Source organism: Streptomyces koelreuteriae (assembly GCF_018604545.1).
Taxonomy (GTDB): Bacteria; Actinomycetota; Actinomycetes; order Streptomycetales; family Streptomycetaceae; genus Streptomyces; species Streptomyces koelreuteriae.
Genome location: NZ_CP075896.1, coordinates 1,364,246 through 1,377,747, shown reverse-complemented (window position 1 = coordinate 1,377,747; position 13,502 = coordinate 1,364,246). Strand labels below are relative to the sequence as shown.

The window sequence follows — 13,502 nt, the reverse complement described above, 5'->3', positions numbered from 1 at the left end:
CGAGTCCAGGAAAGGTCAGGCGGTCGGCGGCACCCGTGACGGCCGCCCCGAGCCGCGCGTCAGCGCGTACCCGGCGACCCCCGCCAGCGCGGCCAGCGCCCCGCCCACCGCGGTCCACACCCACCGGTCCGACCACCAGCCGGACGTCCAGCCGTCCTCGGGTTCGAGCCCGGCCAGGACCGCCGAGGACTCCTCCTCGTCCCCGGAACCGGACCCGGACCCGGACCGCGTCGCGATCCCCGGCACCAGCGGCTCGGCCAGCGAGCCGTCCACCGCCGCGGATCCGCCGATGTCCTTGGAGTCCACCCGTACTTCGGAGTCGACCGGGAGGCCCAGGTCGGCGGCGGCCACGCCGGTCGCCGTCAGGCGGACGTAGTACGTACCCGGCAGCGGGTCGTTCGCCCAGGGCTCCGACCAGGAGCGGACCGTGCGCAGCACGCAGGCCAGTTCCACGGAGGCGGCGTTCGCGGCGGCGGTGCGCGTCTGCGCACCGTACTGGCAGGCCTGGCGGCGGCGCAGCCCGTCGTACACGTCGATCTGCCAGGTCTGCGCGGCGTGGGTGTCCGGCAGCTTCACCGTCGCCGCGACCGTGGGGCGCTGCCCGGTGTCGGCGGGGAACGACCAGTACAGGTAGTCGCCCGTGGAGCCGCTCGCCGTGGCGCGCTGCCCCTGCTCGATCTCCGTCGCCGTACGGAAGGAGGTGCCCGCCTGAGTGGGCGCCGCCGAGGCGTCGTCCTGTGACGGACTCGGTGAGGAGTCGGCCGCGGCGGGCACGGCCGCCAGGCCCAGGGTCAGCAACGCGGCGCTCAACGCACGTATCACTCGCATCAGTTGGTCCTCCAGACCGCGAACCGCCAGCGCGACAGCCAGCCCCAGACGAGACCGGCGAGGAAGCCGGTGAGGATCAGCGCGCCGAGCAGCCACCAGCCGCGGCCGAGACCGAAGGAGGCCACGTCGCCCGCCTGGCTCGGGCCGTCTACGACGTCGACGGTCAGCTCCAGCGGCAGCCCGGGCGTGGTCTTCACTCCGGAGGCCGCCGAGAAGGAGTGGGTGACCGCGAGGCACACGGTCTCCGCGGCCGGCTTGTCGCTGTCACCGTCGTTGTCGTCACGCTCGGGCTCGGGGTATCTGAGCCCCGTCGAGATCACGTCCGTACGGCCGTTGCCCGCGGCCTCGCCGCGTACGATCTCCCGGCCCTTGACCGTCACGGCCCGCATCAGCACGCCGTAGCCGGGGTTCACGGCCCGGTCCGCCGCCACGCTCACCGAGGCGCGCAGCTCCTGCCCCGGCAGGACGTTCACCCGGTACCAGCGCTGCTGTCCGAACTCCTCCCGGTCGGAGTAGAGGCCGGACTTCAGCGTCGGGGCGGCGGTGCACCGGTCGGCGCCCTCGGTCGCCACCGGCGTCACCACCGGATCGGCCGCCCGGTCGACCAACTGGTTGACCTTGTCGGTGAGTTCGTCCTGGTGCTCCACCGAGGTGTACGTGCCGCCGGTGGCCTCGGCGATGCAGCTCAGCTGCCTGCTCAGCTTGGCGGTCGGCACCAGGCCCAGCGTGTCGATGGTCAGGCCGATGCCCTTCGCCGCTATCTCGCGGGCCACCTCGCACGGGTCGAGCGGGGCGCAGGTGTCCTCGCCGTCGCTGATCAGCACGATGCGCTTGGAGCCGTCGCCGCCTTCGAGGTCGTCGGCCGCCTTCAGCAGGGCCGGGCCGATCGGCGTCCAGCCCGTCGGGGTGAGCGTGGCGACGGCCGTCTTGGCCTCGGTGCGGTCCAGCGGGCCGACCGGGTAGAGCTGCGCGGTGTCCTTGCAGCCCGTCTTGCGGTCGTCGCCGGGGTAGTCGGCGCCGAGGGTGCGGATGCCGAGCTCGACCTCCTCGGGTGTCGCGTCGAGCACCTCGTTGAAGGCCTGCTTCGCGGCGGCCATCCGCGACTGTCCGTCGATGTCCCGCGCCCGCATCGAGCCGCTCACGTCGAGGACGAGGTCGACCTTGGGGGCGTCCTGGCCCGTGGGTTCGCCGGCGGCCGCTCCGGCCGGGAAGACGATCCCGGCCGTCAACGCGGCGAGCAGGGCACCCACGCCCGCCGCCAGTCGTTTTCTTGTGATCATCGGCGGATCTTATGGAGCGGCGGTGCCGTGCTCCAAAACGAGGTTCATGAAAGGGGATTGGGCAGTTCCGCCCACTGGTCCCCGGGCGTCTGCGGCGAGAGCCGCATCAGCGTCAGCGCCTTGGTGGGCAGGGGCTCCGCACGCAGTGCCGCGAGGTCCGGGGTCTGCGGCAGCTCCCGTACGGCCGTCTCCAGTGCCGCCGTGAGCGCCGCCCCCGACCCCGCCGTACCGGCCAGCGCGCCCGCCACCAGGGAGCCGAACAGCTTGCGGCGGAGCGTGCGTTCGTCGTCGGTGACCATCCGGGCGGGCAGCTCGGGCACCGTGATGCCGTGCCGGGCGAGGCGGGCCGGGCTGACGCGGATGTCGGCCAGGTCGCGGTAGACGAGCCGCAGCGGGTCGCCCTCCGGCGAGAGGACGACGAGGAGGTTCTGGCCGTGTGCCTCCAGGGCCACGCCCAGCTCCAGCAGCCGCAGCCCGACGGTGAGGGTCAGGCGCGCGAAGCCGGCCAGCCAGGCGGGGGAGCGGGGGAGCGCGCTGGTGGCGAGCGCGGCCACCGGCAGGACCCGTTCACCGCTCCCGGCGTACGTCTGCGGCGACTCCCGCAGCACGGCCGCGAAGTCGGGGGAACCGGCCGCGGCGGCGCCCAGGGTGCGGGTCACGTGCAGCAGGCCGTCCGTGCGGGCGGCGGGCGTCTCGGCGAAGTCCGACAGCAGCGCGGACGCGGCCACCGAGGGCAGCGAGATGTCCCGCACCGACGATGTCAGCCGGGCGCTGAGCGAGGTCTTGACGTGCGGCCCGCCCGGCAGGGCGAGCGTCCGCAGGGACATCAGCGGATGCCCGGGCCGCCGCTCCTCGCAGGCCCGCTTCAGCACATGCGCCGCCTGCCAGGGGTGCACCGGCAGCACCACCCGCGGCCCGTCCCGCAGATCTCCCGGCCAGGCGCCCGTCACCAGGCACTCCTCCGCCCGCACGGGCACCAGCCCCAGCTCCACGACCGGCCGGTGCTCGGGCCCGTAGGCGAGCTGCTCGGCCACCGAGAAACCCGGCCGGGACCGGCAGGTCGGGTGGAAGGGATGCCCGTCGACGATCCGCTGCTCCCACTCCCAGTCGTTCCCCGGCCACTCGTCCCCCGCCTGCCCCTCCTGCCCCGCTCTCGACAGTGCCAGCGAGGCGACGCTGTGCCCGAGTTCGGCGGCGAAGGAGGCGGAGTGCGGGACGGCGAGGTCCGTCACCAGCCGCGCCGGATCGTCGTACTCCACCCCGTCGAGCCCCACGACGGTGACGTAGTCACCGGTCGCGTACGGATCCGGGCGCGGGCCGTGCAGCCGGCGGCCGTCGGACAGGGACAGGGTCAGCCCGTCCCGGCCCTGCTCCCGGCGGGCCACCCAGGGCAGTGGATCATGGGTCAGACCGCGCCACAGTCGGGACAGCACGGCCGCCCGGGCGCCGGGCAGTTCGGCCTCGTACCGTGGCAGCAGGCCGGGCCGTACGACGGCCAGTTCGTCGGCGACCTCGGCCTCGGCGGTGGGGGAACGGTGCACGGGCGGGCTCCTCGGGTACGAATAGGGCGTCACGGCGCGATGACGACGACCGACATAATGATCATCTCCGCCAGGAAGTCCGGAAGTCCCGGAAGGGCTGTGGGGAACGTAGAGAACACAAGGAACGTAGGGAAACGAGTGGATCGCGTGGACCTCATGCCCCCGTCCGCCGACGCGTACGCCGCCGTGCCGCTGCTGAACTGCCTGCTGCGGGAGGTGGCCCGGCCGGTCGGCCGGGAGGGCGAGCACCGGATCCACCGCCTGCCCGGCGGGGACCGGCTGCTGCGGGTGCGCGGGACCCGGCGGCCCGCCGAGCCCGAGGTCCAGGGGCCGGACGGCTGGCAGCGCGTCGACCACACCGAGCTGGTCAAACTCGTCGCCGAGGAACTGCGCCGGCACACCGGGCTGTCCAATCACGAACTGCCCGCCGAGATGATCGACAGCCGGGACGCCGTGGCCGCCCTGCTGGAGGCCCGCGACCGCGCGACCCCGCCCGACGACCCCTACCTTCGCTCCGAGCAGTGCCTGCTCACCGGCCACACCCACCACCCGGCCCCCAAGGCGCGCGGCGGCGGCCCGGCCGCGGGCTGGCTGCCGTACGCGCCCGAGGCGTACGCCCGCTTCCCACTGGCCCTGCTCGGGCTGCGCGAGGACCGCGTCGTCGAGGAGGGCGACACCTCGGCCCTCGACGCCCTCGGCACCGCCCCGCCCGGCTACCGGCTGCTCCCGGCCCACCCCTGGCAGCTCGACCTGGCGAGCGCGGAACTCGCCGCCGCCTTCGCGGACGGGAGGCTGGTCCGGCTCGGCACGACCGCCTTCGACACCTGGCCGACGGCCGCGATCCGCACGCTCTACGCACCCGAGCAGGACCTGTTCCTGAAGTTCAGCCTGGACGTGCGCATCACCAACGACATCCGCCGGCTGTGGCGCCACGACCTGCTCGCCCTGCGCCGGACCGACGCGGCCGTGTGCGCCGCCTTCGACGACTTCCCCGCGCTCGACGGCCCCCCGGCCTGGCTCGGCGACCGCGGCTACCGCACCGCCGACTTCGCCTTCGAGGCCCTGGCCGTCCTCGTCCGCGACGGCTTCGCCGGACATCTGGTGCCCGGCGCGACCCCGCTGCTCGCCGCCGGACTCGTCGAGGGCTTCGACGGCAGCCCGCTCGACCGCGCCGCCGATCCCGGGGCATGGTGGGCGGCGTATCTGGCGCAGGTGGTGCCGCCCGCCGTGGAGGCCTTCGCCCGGCACGGCGTCGTCATCGAGGCTCATCTGCAGAACACCCTGATCGCCGTCGACGCCGACGGCATGCCCGTGCAGGCGCTGTACCGGGACGCCGAGGGCGTGAAACTGCTGCCGGACGTCTCCCGCGAGACCGGCTGGGAGCGGCTGGTGTACTGCCTGGTCGTCAACCACCTCACCGAGATCGCCGGTGCCCTCGCCGAACGCCACCCCGGCTTCGACCCCTGGCCGGCCGCCCGCCGTGAACTCGCCCGCCACGACCTGCCCGAGATCCCCGCCCTGCTCGCCTCACCGACCCTTCCCGCCAAGACGAACCTCCTGCTGCGCTGGACGGGCGCGGACGGCGCCGACGCCCGCTATCTGCCGCTGCCCAACCCGCTCAGGGCAGGAACGTGACCTGGGGAGCGCCCGTGCGCGGATGCACGGTGACCTCCCCCGCCACCCCGTACACCTCGGCCAGCAGCCGGGGCGTGAGGACCTCGACGGGCGGGCCGGAGGCGGTGATCTCGCCCTCGTTCAGGACGTAGAGGCGGTCGCAGTAGTAGGCGGCCAGGTTGAGGTCGTGCAGGGCGAGCAGCACCGTCGCGGGCAGTCGGCGCAGCGCGCCCAGCACCTCCAACTGGTGCCGGATGTCCAGGTGGTTGGTGGGTTCGTCGAGGACGAGCAGCGTGGGCTGCTGGGTGAGGGCGCGGGCGATCAGCACCCGCTGGCGCTCGCCGCCGGACAGCCGGTCGAAAGGGCGCTCGGCCAGGTGGGCGGCGTCGACCGCCGCGAGCGCGGAGTCGATGAGCCCGGCGTCCTCCGGAGTGTCACCGGCGAGGAGCCGCTTGTGCGGGGTGCGGCCCATGGCGACGACCTCGCGGACGGCCAGATCGAAGTCGGCGCCCGACTCCTGCACCACCGCCGCGACGGTACGGGCCAGCTGCCGCACGGGCAGCGACCAGGCGTCGGCGCCGTCGACCCGCACTTGGCCGCTGTCGGGGCGCAGCACCCGGTAGACGGCCCGCAGCAGGCTGGACTTGCCGCTGCCGTTGGGACCCACCAGGCCGATGGTCTCGCCCGGGCGGGCGGTCAGGGACACGTCCCGCACGAGATGGCGCGCTCCGGCCGTCAGCGTGACGCCCTCGACATCGAGATCGGTCGCGGCCACCCCTGCTCCGATCGCGCTCATCCCACTCCTCGATCCGTGCTCCGCCGGGCGTCCCGGCGCATCAGCCACAGGAAGAACGGCCCGCCGCACAGCGCGGTCAGCACGCCGACCGGCACCTCCATCGGCGCGGCGATCGTGCGCGCGGCGACATCGGCCCAGACGAGGAACACCGCCCCGCCGAGCGCGGCCGTCGGCAGGACCCGGCGATGGTCGCCGCCGACGAACAGCCGCACGATGTGCGGCAGCATCAGACCGACGAAGCCGATCGGCCCGGCCGCCGCGACCAGCACGCCCGTCACGAGGGAGACCAGTACGAACATCCGGGCCCGGAACCGGGCCACGTCCAGCCCCATCGTGGTCGCGGCCTCCTCGCCCGCCAGCAGCAGGTTCAGATTCCGGGACTGCACCATGAGCACGCCGACGCCCAGCAGCGTCGCCAGGCTCGGCAGCCACAGCGTGTCCCAGTTGACGCCGCCGAGGCCGCCGAGGGTCCAGGCGAGCACCGCACGGGCCTCGTTGCCCCGGTCGGTGGTCAGCAGCAGCAGATCCAGCAGCGCGGTGAGCACCGCCGCGATCGCCACCCCGGACAGCACGAGCCGTACGGAGGTGATGCGTCCGCCGGTCCGGGCGGTGGCGTAGACGAGCAGCAGCGCGCCCAGCGCGCCCAGGAACGCGGCGGCCGACAGCGACACCGGCCCGAACACGCTCACCCCGAACACGATCACCGACACCGCGCCCAGCGACGCCCCCGAGGAGACGCCCAGCAGATACGGCTCGGCGAGCGGGTTGCGCACCAGGGCCTGCAGGGCGGTGCCCACGACCGCGAGGCCCGCCCCGGTCACCACCCCGAGCAGCACCCGGGGCGCCCGCACGTCCAGCACGATGGTCTCGCGCGCCCCCGACCAGTCCGGCTCCGTCCAGCCGGCGCCCAGCGCGTGCGTCAGGATGCCCCAGACCTGCCCGGGCGGCACCTGGACGGAGCCGATCGCCAGGCCCGCCGTGACGGAGACGACGAGCAGGGCGGTGAGGACGAGCAGGGTGACCGTCAGGCCGGTGCGCCCCGTCCGCCGCCCCGGCGGGACAGGGCGTCGCACCGCGGGCGCCTCGGTGGCCGGCTGCGTCACCGGGAGCTCTCGGGGTGCAGCCCGCGCGCCAGGTCCCCGACCGCGTACGCGGAGCGGATGCCGACCAGGGTCGCGGTCAGCGGCAGGACGACGAACCGCTTGTTCTTCACGGCGGGCACATCGGCGAGGGCCGGCTGGGAGAGCAGGAACTTCTTCTTCTGCTCGACGCTTCCGGCGCCGGCGTAGTCGTAGATGGCGATGACCTCGGGCTTGCGCTCGACGACCTGCTCCCAGGAGACGTCCCCGAAGACGTCGTCGAGGTCGGCGAAGACGTTCTTGCCGCCGGCCAGCCGGATGATCTCCGTGCCGAGGCTCTTGCCGCCCGCGGTGAAGGCGGTCTTGTCGCCGCTGTCGTACACGAACACCGGTACCGCGGACTCGCCCTCGACGGCGGAGGCCGCCTTGCCGACCCGGCCCTCCAGGTCGGCGACCAGCTTGTCGGCCCGGTCGGAGACACCGAAGATCTCACCGACGGTGCGGATCTCGTCGTAGGTGTCCTTCATCGTGACCCGCTTCTTGCCGCAGTACTCGCGGTTGAGGTGGGTGTCGATGCCGGCGTCGGCGAACGCCTTGCGGGAGCGGCCCTCGTTCTCCGCGAAGGCACTGCCGTAGCCGCCGTAGACGAGGTCCGGCTCTGCCTCCAGGACCGTCTCGAAGGACGGTTCCTTCTTCGACAGTTCCGGTATCGCCTCGTAGTCCTTGCGCAGTTCCGGCAGGACGGCCGAGTCGGGGAAGGCGGTGCCGACCACGCGGTCCTTCAGACCGAGGGCGAGCATCAGTTCCGCCGGGTGCTGGTGGATGGTGACGACCCGCGACGGCGGCTTGTCGTACGTCGTCTTCACCCCGCAGTTGTTCACGGTGACGGGGAAGCCCGCGGGCGCCGAGGCCTTGGCGTCCCGGTCTGTGCTGTCGGACGACGAGCCGCAGCCGGCGACGAGCAGCGCCGCCGACAGGGCGAGTGCCGCGCCGCGCAGGGTGGTGCGCCGGCGGCGGGCAGGGGAGAGCAGGTGGGACACGTAGAGCCTCCTGGGGAGTCCGCGCTCCTCGGATCGGGCCCGCGGCGGGTCAGTGTCCTGACTCCCGGATCGACGTTCCCCCTCGCCTTCCCGCGCTCGCGCGGTGGCGTGTCGAAGGGGTGCACTCCCCGGTCACAGTGGCGGGACCGTGCCGGATTCGCACCGGCTTCCTGTCTCCCGTCGCGGCGATGACCTGGTGATAGTACGTTCCGCGCCGTCGCGGTCAACAGGGCGTGCGACCCCGCCCCGCACGCCCCGTGCCCACGTCACACCTCCCGGACCGCCCGCAGCACCAGCCGCTCGGCGTTCTCGTCGTAGGGCCGGCCGTCGAAACCGCCGAAGACCTCCACGCCCCCGAACCCCGCCTCCTCGGCCATTCGCCGCAGCTCCACGGCGCTGTACACGAACCACACCAGCGTTGCTCGGGTGACCCGCTCGCCCCGCACCAGGACCCAGTCGCTGCGCAGCCGCGCCCAGTCGTCCAGCACGGTGTCCGTCTGCACCATCAGGTCCTCACCGCGCGTCACCACCTTCGGCGGGGTGACCTTGCGGGCCAGCAGTTCCTTGCCCGCGAGGTCCAGGACGAGGGTGCCGCCGGGGGCCAGGCAGTCGTACATGGTGCGCAGCACGCGCGCGTTGTCGGCGGGGTCCTCGAAGTAGCCGAACGAGGTGAACATGTTGAGTACGACGTCGAAGCCGCCCGGCGCCTCGAACTCACGCGCGTCCGCCTGGACGTAGCTGACGTCGGTGCCGGTGTCCGCCGAGCGTTTGCGCGCCCGGTCCAGCAGGGCCGGGCTGAGGTCCACGCCCGTCACCTCGTAGCCGCGCCGGGCGAGCGGCACGGTGAACACGCCCGGGCCGCAGCACAGGTCGAGCACCCGGGCGCCGGGCGTGAAGGACAGCAGGGGAGAGGTGCCGAGGAGTTCCTCGGCCTGGGTGTGGCGCTGTTCGGAGAAGAGGAAGTCGTGGAACTCCGTCCAGAAGTCATCGTCCTGGAACCCGCCCGTCCGTGTCATGCGGCTTCAGTGCTCCTTCTTCGTCTGATGGGACCTGCATTCGCCGCTCGGCGTGCCTTCGCAGCAAGAGCAGCAGCGGAGGCAGCAGCAGGCACTGCGCGGCCGCCAGCAGCCAGAACCAGCCGGTGTGCCCGGCGCCTTCGCCGAGGCCGTACAGCTGCCCGCCCAGCACCCCGCTCGCGCAGGCGCCGAGCCCCGCGGCCAGCCGCTGCTGGCCGAAGACCACGGCGTCGGAGCGCGGGCTGCGGCGCAGCGCCTCCAGGTCGTTCTTCAGGAACAGCACGATGTCGCCCAGGGTGATCAGCGCCCCGCCCGCCAGCAGAGCGGTCCGGCTGCCGACCGCCAGCACGGCCAGCCCGGCCGCCAGACCCGCGAATCCGACCGTCAGCGCGAGCGCGTACGGCATGCGCCGGATCAGCCCGGAGGCGAGCGGCTGGACGACGATGACCAGCGTGAAGCAGAGCAGCAGGACCAGGCTGTAGAACTCGCTGGAGGCCTGCTCGACCGCGTACACCGCCAGGAAGTGCTGGAAGTGGAAGTACAGGTAGAACGCGAGCGCGTTGGCGGCGAACGGCAGGACGGCCACCCCGGCCAGCAGACCCTGCCGGGTGACCTCCGTGCCGGGTGGGCGCTCCCCTGCGGCGGGCAGCCCGGCGTGGCCCGCCGTGACCGCGAGGAACAGCGCCGTGACGGCCGCGAACAGCCAGCCGGGCGAGGACAGCACGAACGGCCCGGCGATCAACGGGCCGACCGCCATGCCCGCGTTGAGTGCCGCGTTGCCCGCCGACAGGAACGCCGGCCGGCGTTCCTCGTCCACCCCGTGCACCAGGTACGCCTTGTTGGCGGGCAGGTACAGGGCGGCTCCGCAGCACGTCAGCACCAGCGCGCCGACCGCCAGGGGCGGCCAGCGCAGGGCCAGAAGGAGGCCGACGAACCCGGCCGTCCGTACGACGAGGGCCCACAGCATCGTGCGGCGCAGCCCGATCCGGTCCGCGAGCGCCCCGCCGACGACACCGCCGGAGAACTGCACCAGCGACGCCACGGCCAGCACCACACCGACCGTGCCGAGCCCCATCCCGAGCCGCTCGTGCAGGAACACCGACATGAACGGCAGCACCATGAAACTGCCGAGCGGGATCAGGAAGGAACTGAGCAGCAGGAAGCGCAGCGGGCCACTGAGCGGGAACAACCCGGCGCTCCGCTCGGGCCGTTCACCCACCGGAGGGCTCGGTGAGCACGCGCAGGGCGTTGGCGGCCGCGACCGCGCGGTGCGTGGCGAGTTCCGCCGTCTCCGCCTCGGCGTAGACGATGCCCGCGTAGCCGCGGCTGTCGCTCAAGTGCTCCACGACGTCCCCGACTTGGCGGACGGGGTACCAGGCGGGTGACCCCGGCAGGTCCGCCAGCCGGTCGAGCCCGGCGACCCCCGTGAACACCCCGGGCTCGGCCGGATATCCCAGGACGAAAGCCACGGCCGGGCCTCCGGGCAACTCCGCGTCCATCAGACCGGGACGGCGGCCGAGCGCGCCCTCGATCATCGCCTCGTACACATTGACGCCGAGCGCCCGGCACAGCCCCTCACCGACCAGCGCGCCCCCGATCCGGGGGTTGATCTCCACCACCTCGGGACCGTCGCCGGTCAGCACGAACTCCACATGCGCGAAACGGTCCGTGTACCCGACGGCGGCGAGCACCTCGTCGAGCCACCGCTCCAGCGAGGCCCCCTGCCCTTCCGGGAAGGCGACGGGGAAGGCGGTGATCTCCTCGCGGAAGCGCGGCTCCGCCGACATGAGCCTGCTGGACACGCCGAGGAGCCGGGTGCGGCCCGCCCAGGTGAGGGTCTCGGCGCTGTACACCGGCCCGCCGAAGTACGGCTCGGCGAACAGCCGCCCCTTGAGAGTCTGTTCCGCCGCTTCCCGCAGGGCCCGGTCCAGTTCCTCCTCGTCGCGGACCAGCCAGACGTTCTGGCTTCCGGTGCCCGCCGAGTCCTTGAGGATCGCCGGCAGGCCCACCTCCTTGAGCAGCAGCTCCCGGGCCTCCGTCTGCGGCCCCGCGGCCTCGGCGGCCCGGCCACGGGTGAGACCGGCCTCGTACAGCCGGTTGCGGACGGCCGCCTTGTCCCGGGTGAACCTGAGGACCTCCGGATCGAGCCCCGGCAGGGCGAAACGGGCGGTGAGGTCGGCTCCCGCCAGGGTCCAGGTGTCGGTGGAACTGATCAGGCCCCGCAACTCCGGCGTGCGCCCCAGCACTTCCGCCACCCGCTCCACGTCGAAGGTGTCGGTCTCCACGACGTCCAGGGCGCCGGCGGGCAGCCGGTCCAGTTCGTAGGCGTAGTAATCGGGGTCACGGGTCAGGAGCAGCAGCCGCTCGCCGAGCCGGTCGGCGGCGCGTACCAGGTGCCCGAGCCCGAAGGTCAGCGACTCCAGACAGACGACGGTCATGCCGCCCGCTCCTTCCACCGAGCCGGGCAGGCCGTGCGCCGCCACGCCATCCTTGACCAGGGCATGCTCATCTCCTCGGGGTCGCGGACCTCGAAGGGCTTCAGCGAGGCGGGGTCCAGGGCCTCCGGGTGCCGGGCGAAGACCCGCTCCACATAGCGGTGTCCGGTGTCGGCGCCGATCACCAGGTGCAGCCGGTCGGGGTGGCGGCGGGCCTCGTACGTCGCGGCCAGGTACCCGGCGCCGGTGGACAGCCCGGCGAAGACGGCGTGTTCGCGCAGCAGACTGACCGCGCCGGACATGGCGTGGGTGAAGTCCATCCAGTGCACGGTGTCGTAGAGATGGTGGCGGACGTTGTCGAAGACGATCGACGACCCGATACCGGCGATGATCGCCTCGGGGTCGTGATGGTCCTGGCTGCCGAAGGTGACGCTGCCGAAGGGCTGCACGCCGACCAGCCGCACCGAGCGCTCCGTCTCCCTGAGCCGCTCCACGAGACCGCCCGTCGAGGCCCCGGAGCCCACGCCGCCGACGACGGTCAGGGGGGTGTCGGGGAACGCCTGCGCTATCCGGTCGGCGACCTCGTGATAGCCCAGGCAGTGGATGTCGTCGTGGTACTGGCGCATCCAGTGGCAGTCGGGGCGCTCGGCGAGGATCTCGCGCACCCGCCGTACCCGTAACTCCTGGTCGAGCTTGAGATTCCGGGACGGCTCCACCTGCTCGACGGTCGCGCCGAGGATCTCCAACTGTGCGCGGGTGGTGGCGTCGACGGTGGTGGACGCCACGATGTGGCAGCGCATGCCGTGGCGGTGGCAGGCCAGCGCGAGGGCGTAGGCGTAGATGCCGCTGGAGCTGTCGATCAGGGTCTGGCCCGGCCGGACCGTACCCCGGTCGAGTAATCGGCGCACGGCGGCCAGCGCCGAGTAGATCTTCATCGACTCGAACCGGAGCAGCACGAGCCCGTCGGTGAGCCGGACCAGGTCGGGAACCTTCAGGGCGTCGGCGATATGGGGGTGGATCACCCGTAGCCTCCTTGGGCGAAAGAGCACTGGTGGCCGAGCGAACGGAAGAACGCGGACAGTTCGGATCTGAGGCGGGAGCCCGGGCGGCGGACGAAGAGATAGCCGGTCAGACAGCCCGTGTGCGCGACGAAGACACCGTCGGCACCGAACCGCTCCCGGTGCGCCAGCACCCGGTCGAACGTCGCCTTGGGCAGCACCTCCTGGGACAGCACGGCACTGGCGGTCGCCGCCCGCGCGATGGCGGCCGCGTCACCGCAGGCGAAGCCCTTCAGCAGGTCGGTCAGACACCGCTCGTACTCCTCCCCGCGGCGCCGGTAGTGCTCCAGGAGCCGCGAGGTCACGGCGGCGGTGTCCACCGTGCCCGGCTCGATCACATAGGCGGTGTGGAAGCCGATGTCCGTGCCCAGCCGCCGCACCACCCGGTGCCGGCCGCTGAGATGCAGGGCGAACTCGTCGAGGAAGACGCTGTCGGACCGTTCGATCGCCGCCAGGACGCCGAGCACCACGTCGGTGTCGCAGGGCAGCGCGAGGATCCCCGCCACACAGCGCAGGGTCGCCACGATGTCCGCCGTCGAACTGGCCATCCCGACGCCCACCCGCAGCTCGGAGTGCGCGGTCCAGGTGCCGGGCGGCAGGGCGAGGCCGTGATGTTCCAGGAAGAGCCGGGCCGCCGTCAGGGCCTTCTCCCCGAGCGGAGGCGGCTGGGCCGCCCCCGGAGTGAAATGCACCCAGGAGTGGCGGTCCACGGGGAACGACACCACCGCGATGTCCGGATCGGGGCCCGCCCGCAGCGGCCCCTGGTACAGCTCGCCGAGCGTGCCGTGACAGACGCCGGACACGACACCACGCAC

Annotated in this window: 12 protein-coding genes and 1 riboswitch; of the genes, 1 reads left to right on the top strand and 11 read right to left on the bottom strand. The window is 73.0% G+C overall.

Annotated elements, in window-relative coordinates:
- Positions 1-15: 15 nt before the first annotated feature.
- Genes KJK29_RS06100 through KJK29_RS06090 form a run of 3 tightly spaced genes read right to left on the bottom strand, consistent with a single transcriptional unit; the run spans position 16 to position 3,649 of the window.
- Positions 16-828 (bottom strand): hypothetical protein, encoded by an 813-nt coding sequence (locus tag KJK29_RS06100; RefSeq protein WP_215117675.1) that lies wholly within the window; start codon positions 826-828, stop codon positions 16-18.
- The gene (locus KJK29_RS06095; protein ID WP_215117674.1) at positions 828-2,108 is read right to left on the bottom strand and encodes a vWA domain-containing protein; all 1,281 of its coding nucleotides are present in this window, start codon (positions 2,106-2,108) and stop codon (positions 828-830) included. Before KJK29_RS06095 ends, KJK29_RS06100 begins: the two co-directional genes overlap by 1 nt.
- A 44-nt stretch (positions 2,109-2,152) precedes the next feature.
- Positions 2,153-3,649, bottom strand: a complete 1,497-nt coding sequence (locus tag KJK29_RS06090) for an IucA/IucC family protein (protein ID WP_215117673.1) — start codon at positions 3,647-3,649, stop codon at positions 2,153-2,155.
- 156 nt (positions 3,650-3,805) lie between these two features.
- On the opposite strand from KJK29_RS06090, the gene KJK29_RS06085 reads away from it, so the two are divergent.
- Positions 3,806-5,284 (top strand): IucA/IucC family protein, encoded by a 1,479-nt coding sequence (locus tag KJK29_RS06085; RefSeq protein ID WP_215124177.1) that lies wholly within the window; start codon positions 3,806-3,808, stop codon positions 5,282-5,284.
- On the opposite strand, the gene KJK29_RS06080 is transcribed toward KJK29_RS06085, so the two are convergent.
- The 8 genes from KJK29_RS06080 to KJK29_RS06045 all read right to left on the bottom strand — a co-directional run bounded on the left by KJK29_RS06080 (position 5,268) and on the right by KJK29_RS06045 (position 13,502).
- Positions 5,268-6,059, bottom strand: a complete 792-nt coding sequence (locus tag KJK29_RS06080) for an ABC transporter ATP-binding protein (protein WP_370869117.1) — start codon at positions 6,057-6,059, stop codon at positions 5,268-5,270. The two genes, KJK29_RS06085 and KJK29_RS06080, sit on opposite strands and share 17 nt — an antisense overlap.
- Positions 6,056-7,162 (bottom strand): FecCD family ABC transporter permease, encoded by a 1,107-nt coding sequence (locus KJK29_RS06075; protein WP_215117672.1) that lies wholly within the window; start codon positions 7,160-7,162, stop codon positions 6,056-6,058. The genes KJK29_RS06080 and KJK29_RS06075 overlap by 4 nt, the downstream gene beginning before the upstream one ends.
- Complete coding sequence (locus KJK29_RS06070; RefSeq protein WP_305125195.1) at positions 7,159-8,178, bottom strand: ABC transporter substrate-binding protein; 1,020 nt, start codon at positions 8,176-8,178, stop codon at positions 7,159-7,161. The genes KJK29_RS06075 and KJK29_RS06070 overlap by 4 nt, the downstream gene beginning before the upstream one ends.
- 30 nt (positions 8,179-8,208) lie before the next feature.
- Positions 8,209-8,390, bottom strand: a riboswitch (cobalamin riboswitch).
- A 54-nt stretch (positions 8,391-8,444) separates the two neighbouring features.
- Positions 8,445-9,194, bottom strand: coding sequence for a class I SAM-dependent methyltransferase (locus KJK29_RS06065; protein ID WP_215117671.1), 750 nt, complete (start codon positions 9,192-9,194; stop codon positions 8,445-8,447).
- Positions 9,163-10,383 (bottom strand): MFS transporter, encoded by a 1,221-nt coding sequence (locus tag KJK29_RS06060; protein ID WP_251057721.1) that lies wholly within the window; start codon positions 10,381-10,383, stop codon positions 9,163-9,165. Before KJK29_RS06060 ends, KJK29_RS06065 begins: the two co-directional genes overlap by 32 nt.
- 22 nt (positions 10,384-10,405) lie before the next feature.
- The gene (locus KJK29_RS06055) at positions 10,406-11,632 is read right to left on the bottom strand and encodes an ATP-grasp domain-containing protein (RefSeq protein ID WP_215117669.1); all 1,227 of its coding nucleotides are present in this window, start codon (positions 11,630-11,632) and stop codon (positions 10,406-10,408) included.
- Complete coding sequence (locus tag KJK29_RS06050) at positions 11,629-12,651, bottom strand: cysteine synthase family protein (RefSeq protein WP_215117668.1); 1,023 nt, start codon at positions 12,649-12,651, stop codon at positions 11,629-11,631. Before KJK29_RS06050 ends, KJK29_RS06055 begins: the two co-directional genes overlap by 4 nt.
- Positions 12,648-13,502 carry a GHMP family kinase ATP-binding protein gene (locus KJK29_RS06045; protein ID WP_251057720.1) on the bottom strand — a complete coding sequence of 285 codons (855 nt, stop codon included), beginning with the start codon at positions 13,500-13,502 and terminating at the stop codon, positions 12,648-12,650. The genes KJK29_RS06050 and KJK29_RS06045 overlap by 4 nt, the downstream gene beginning before the upstream one ends.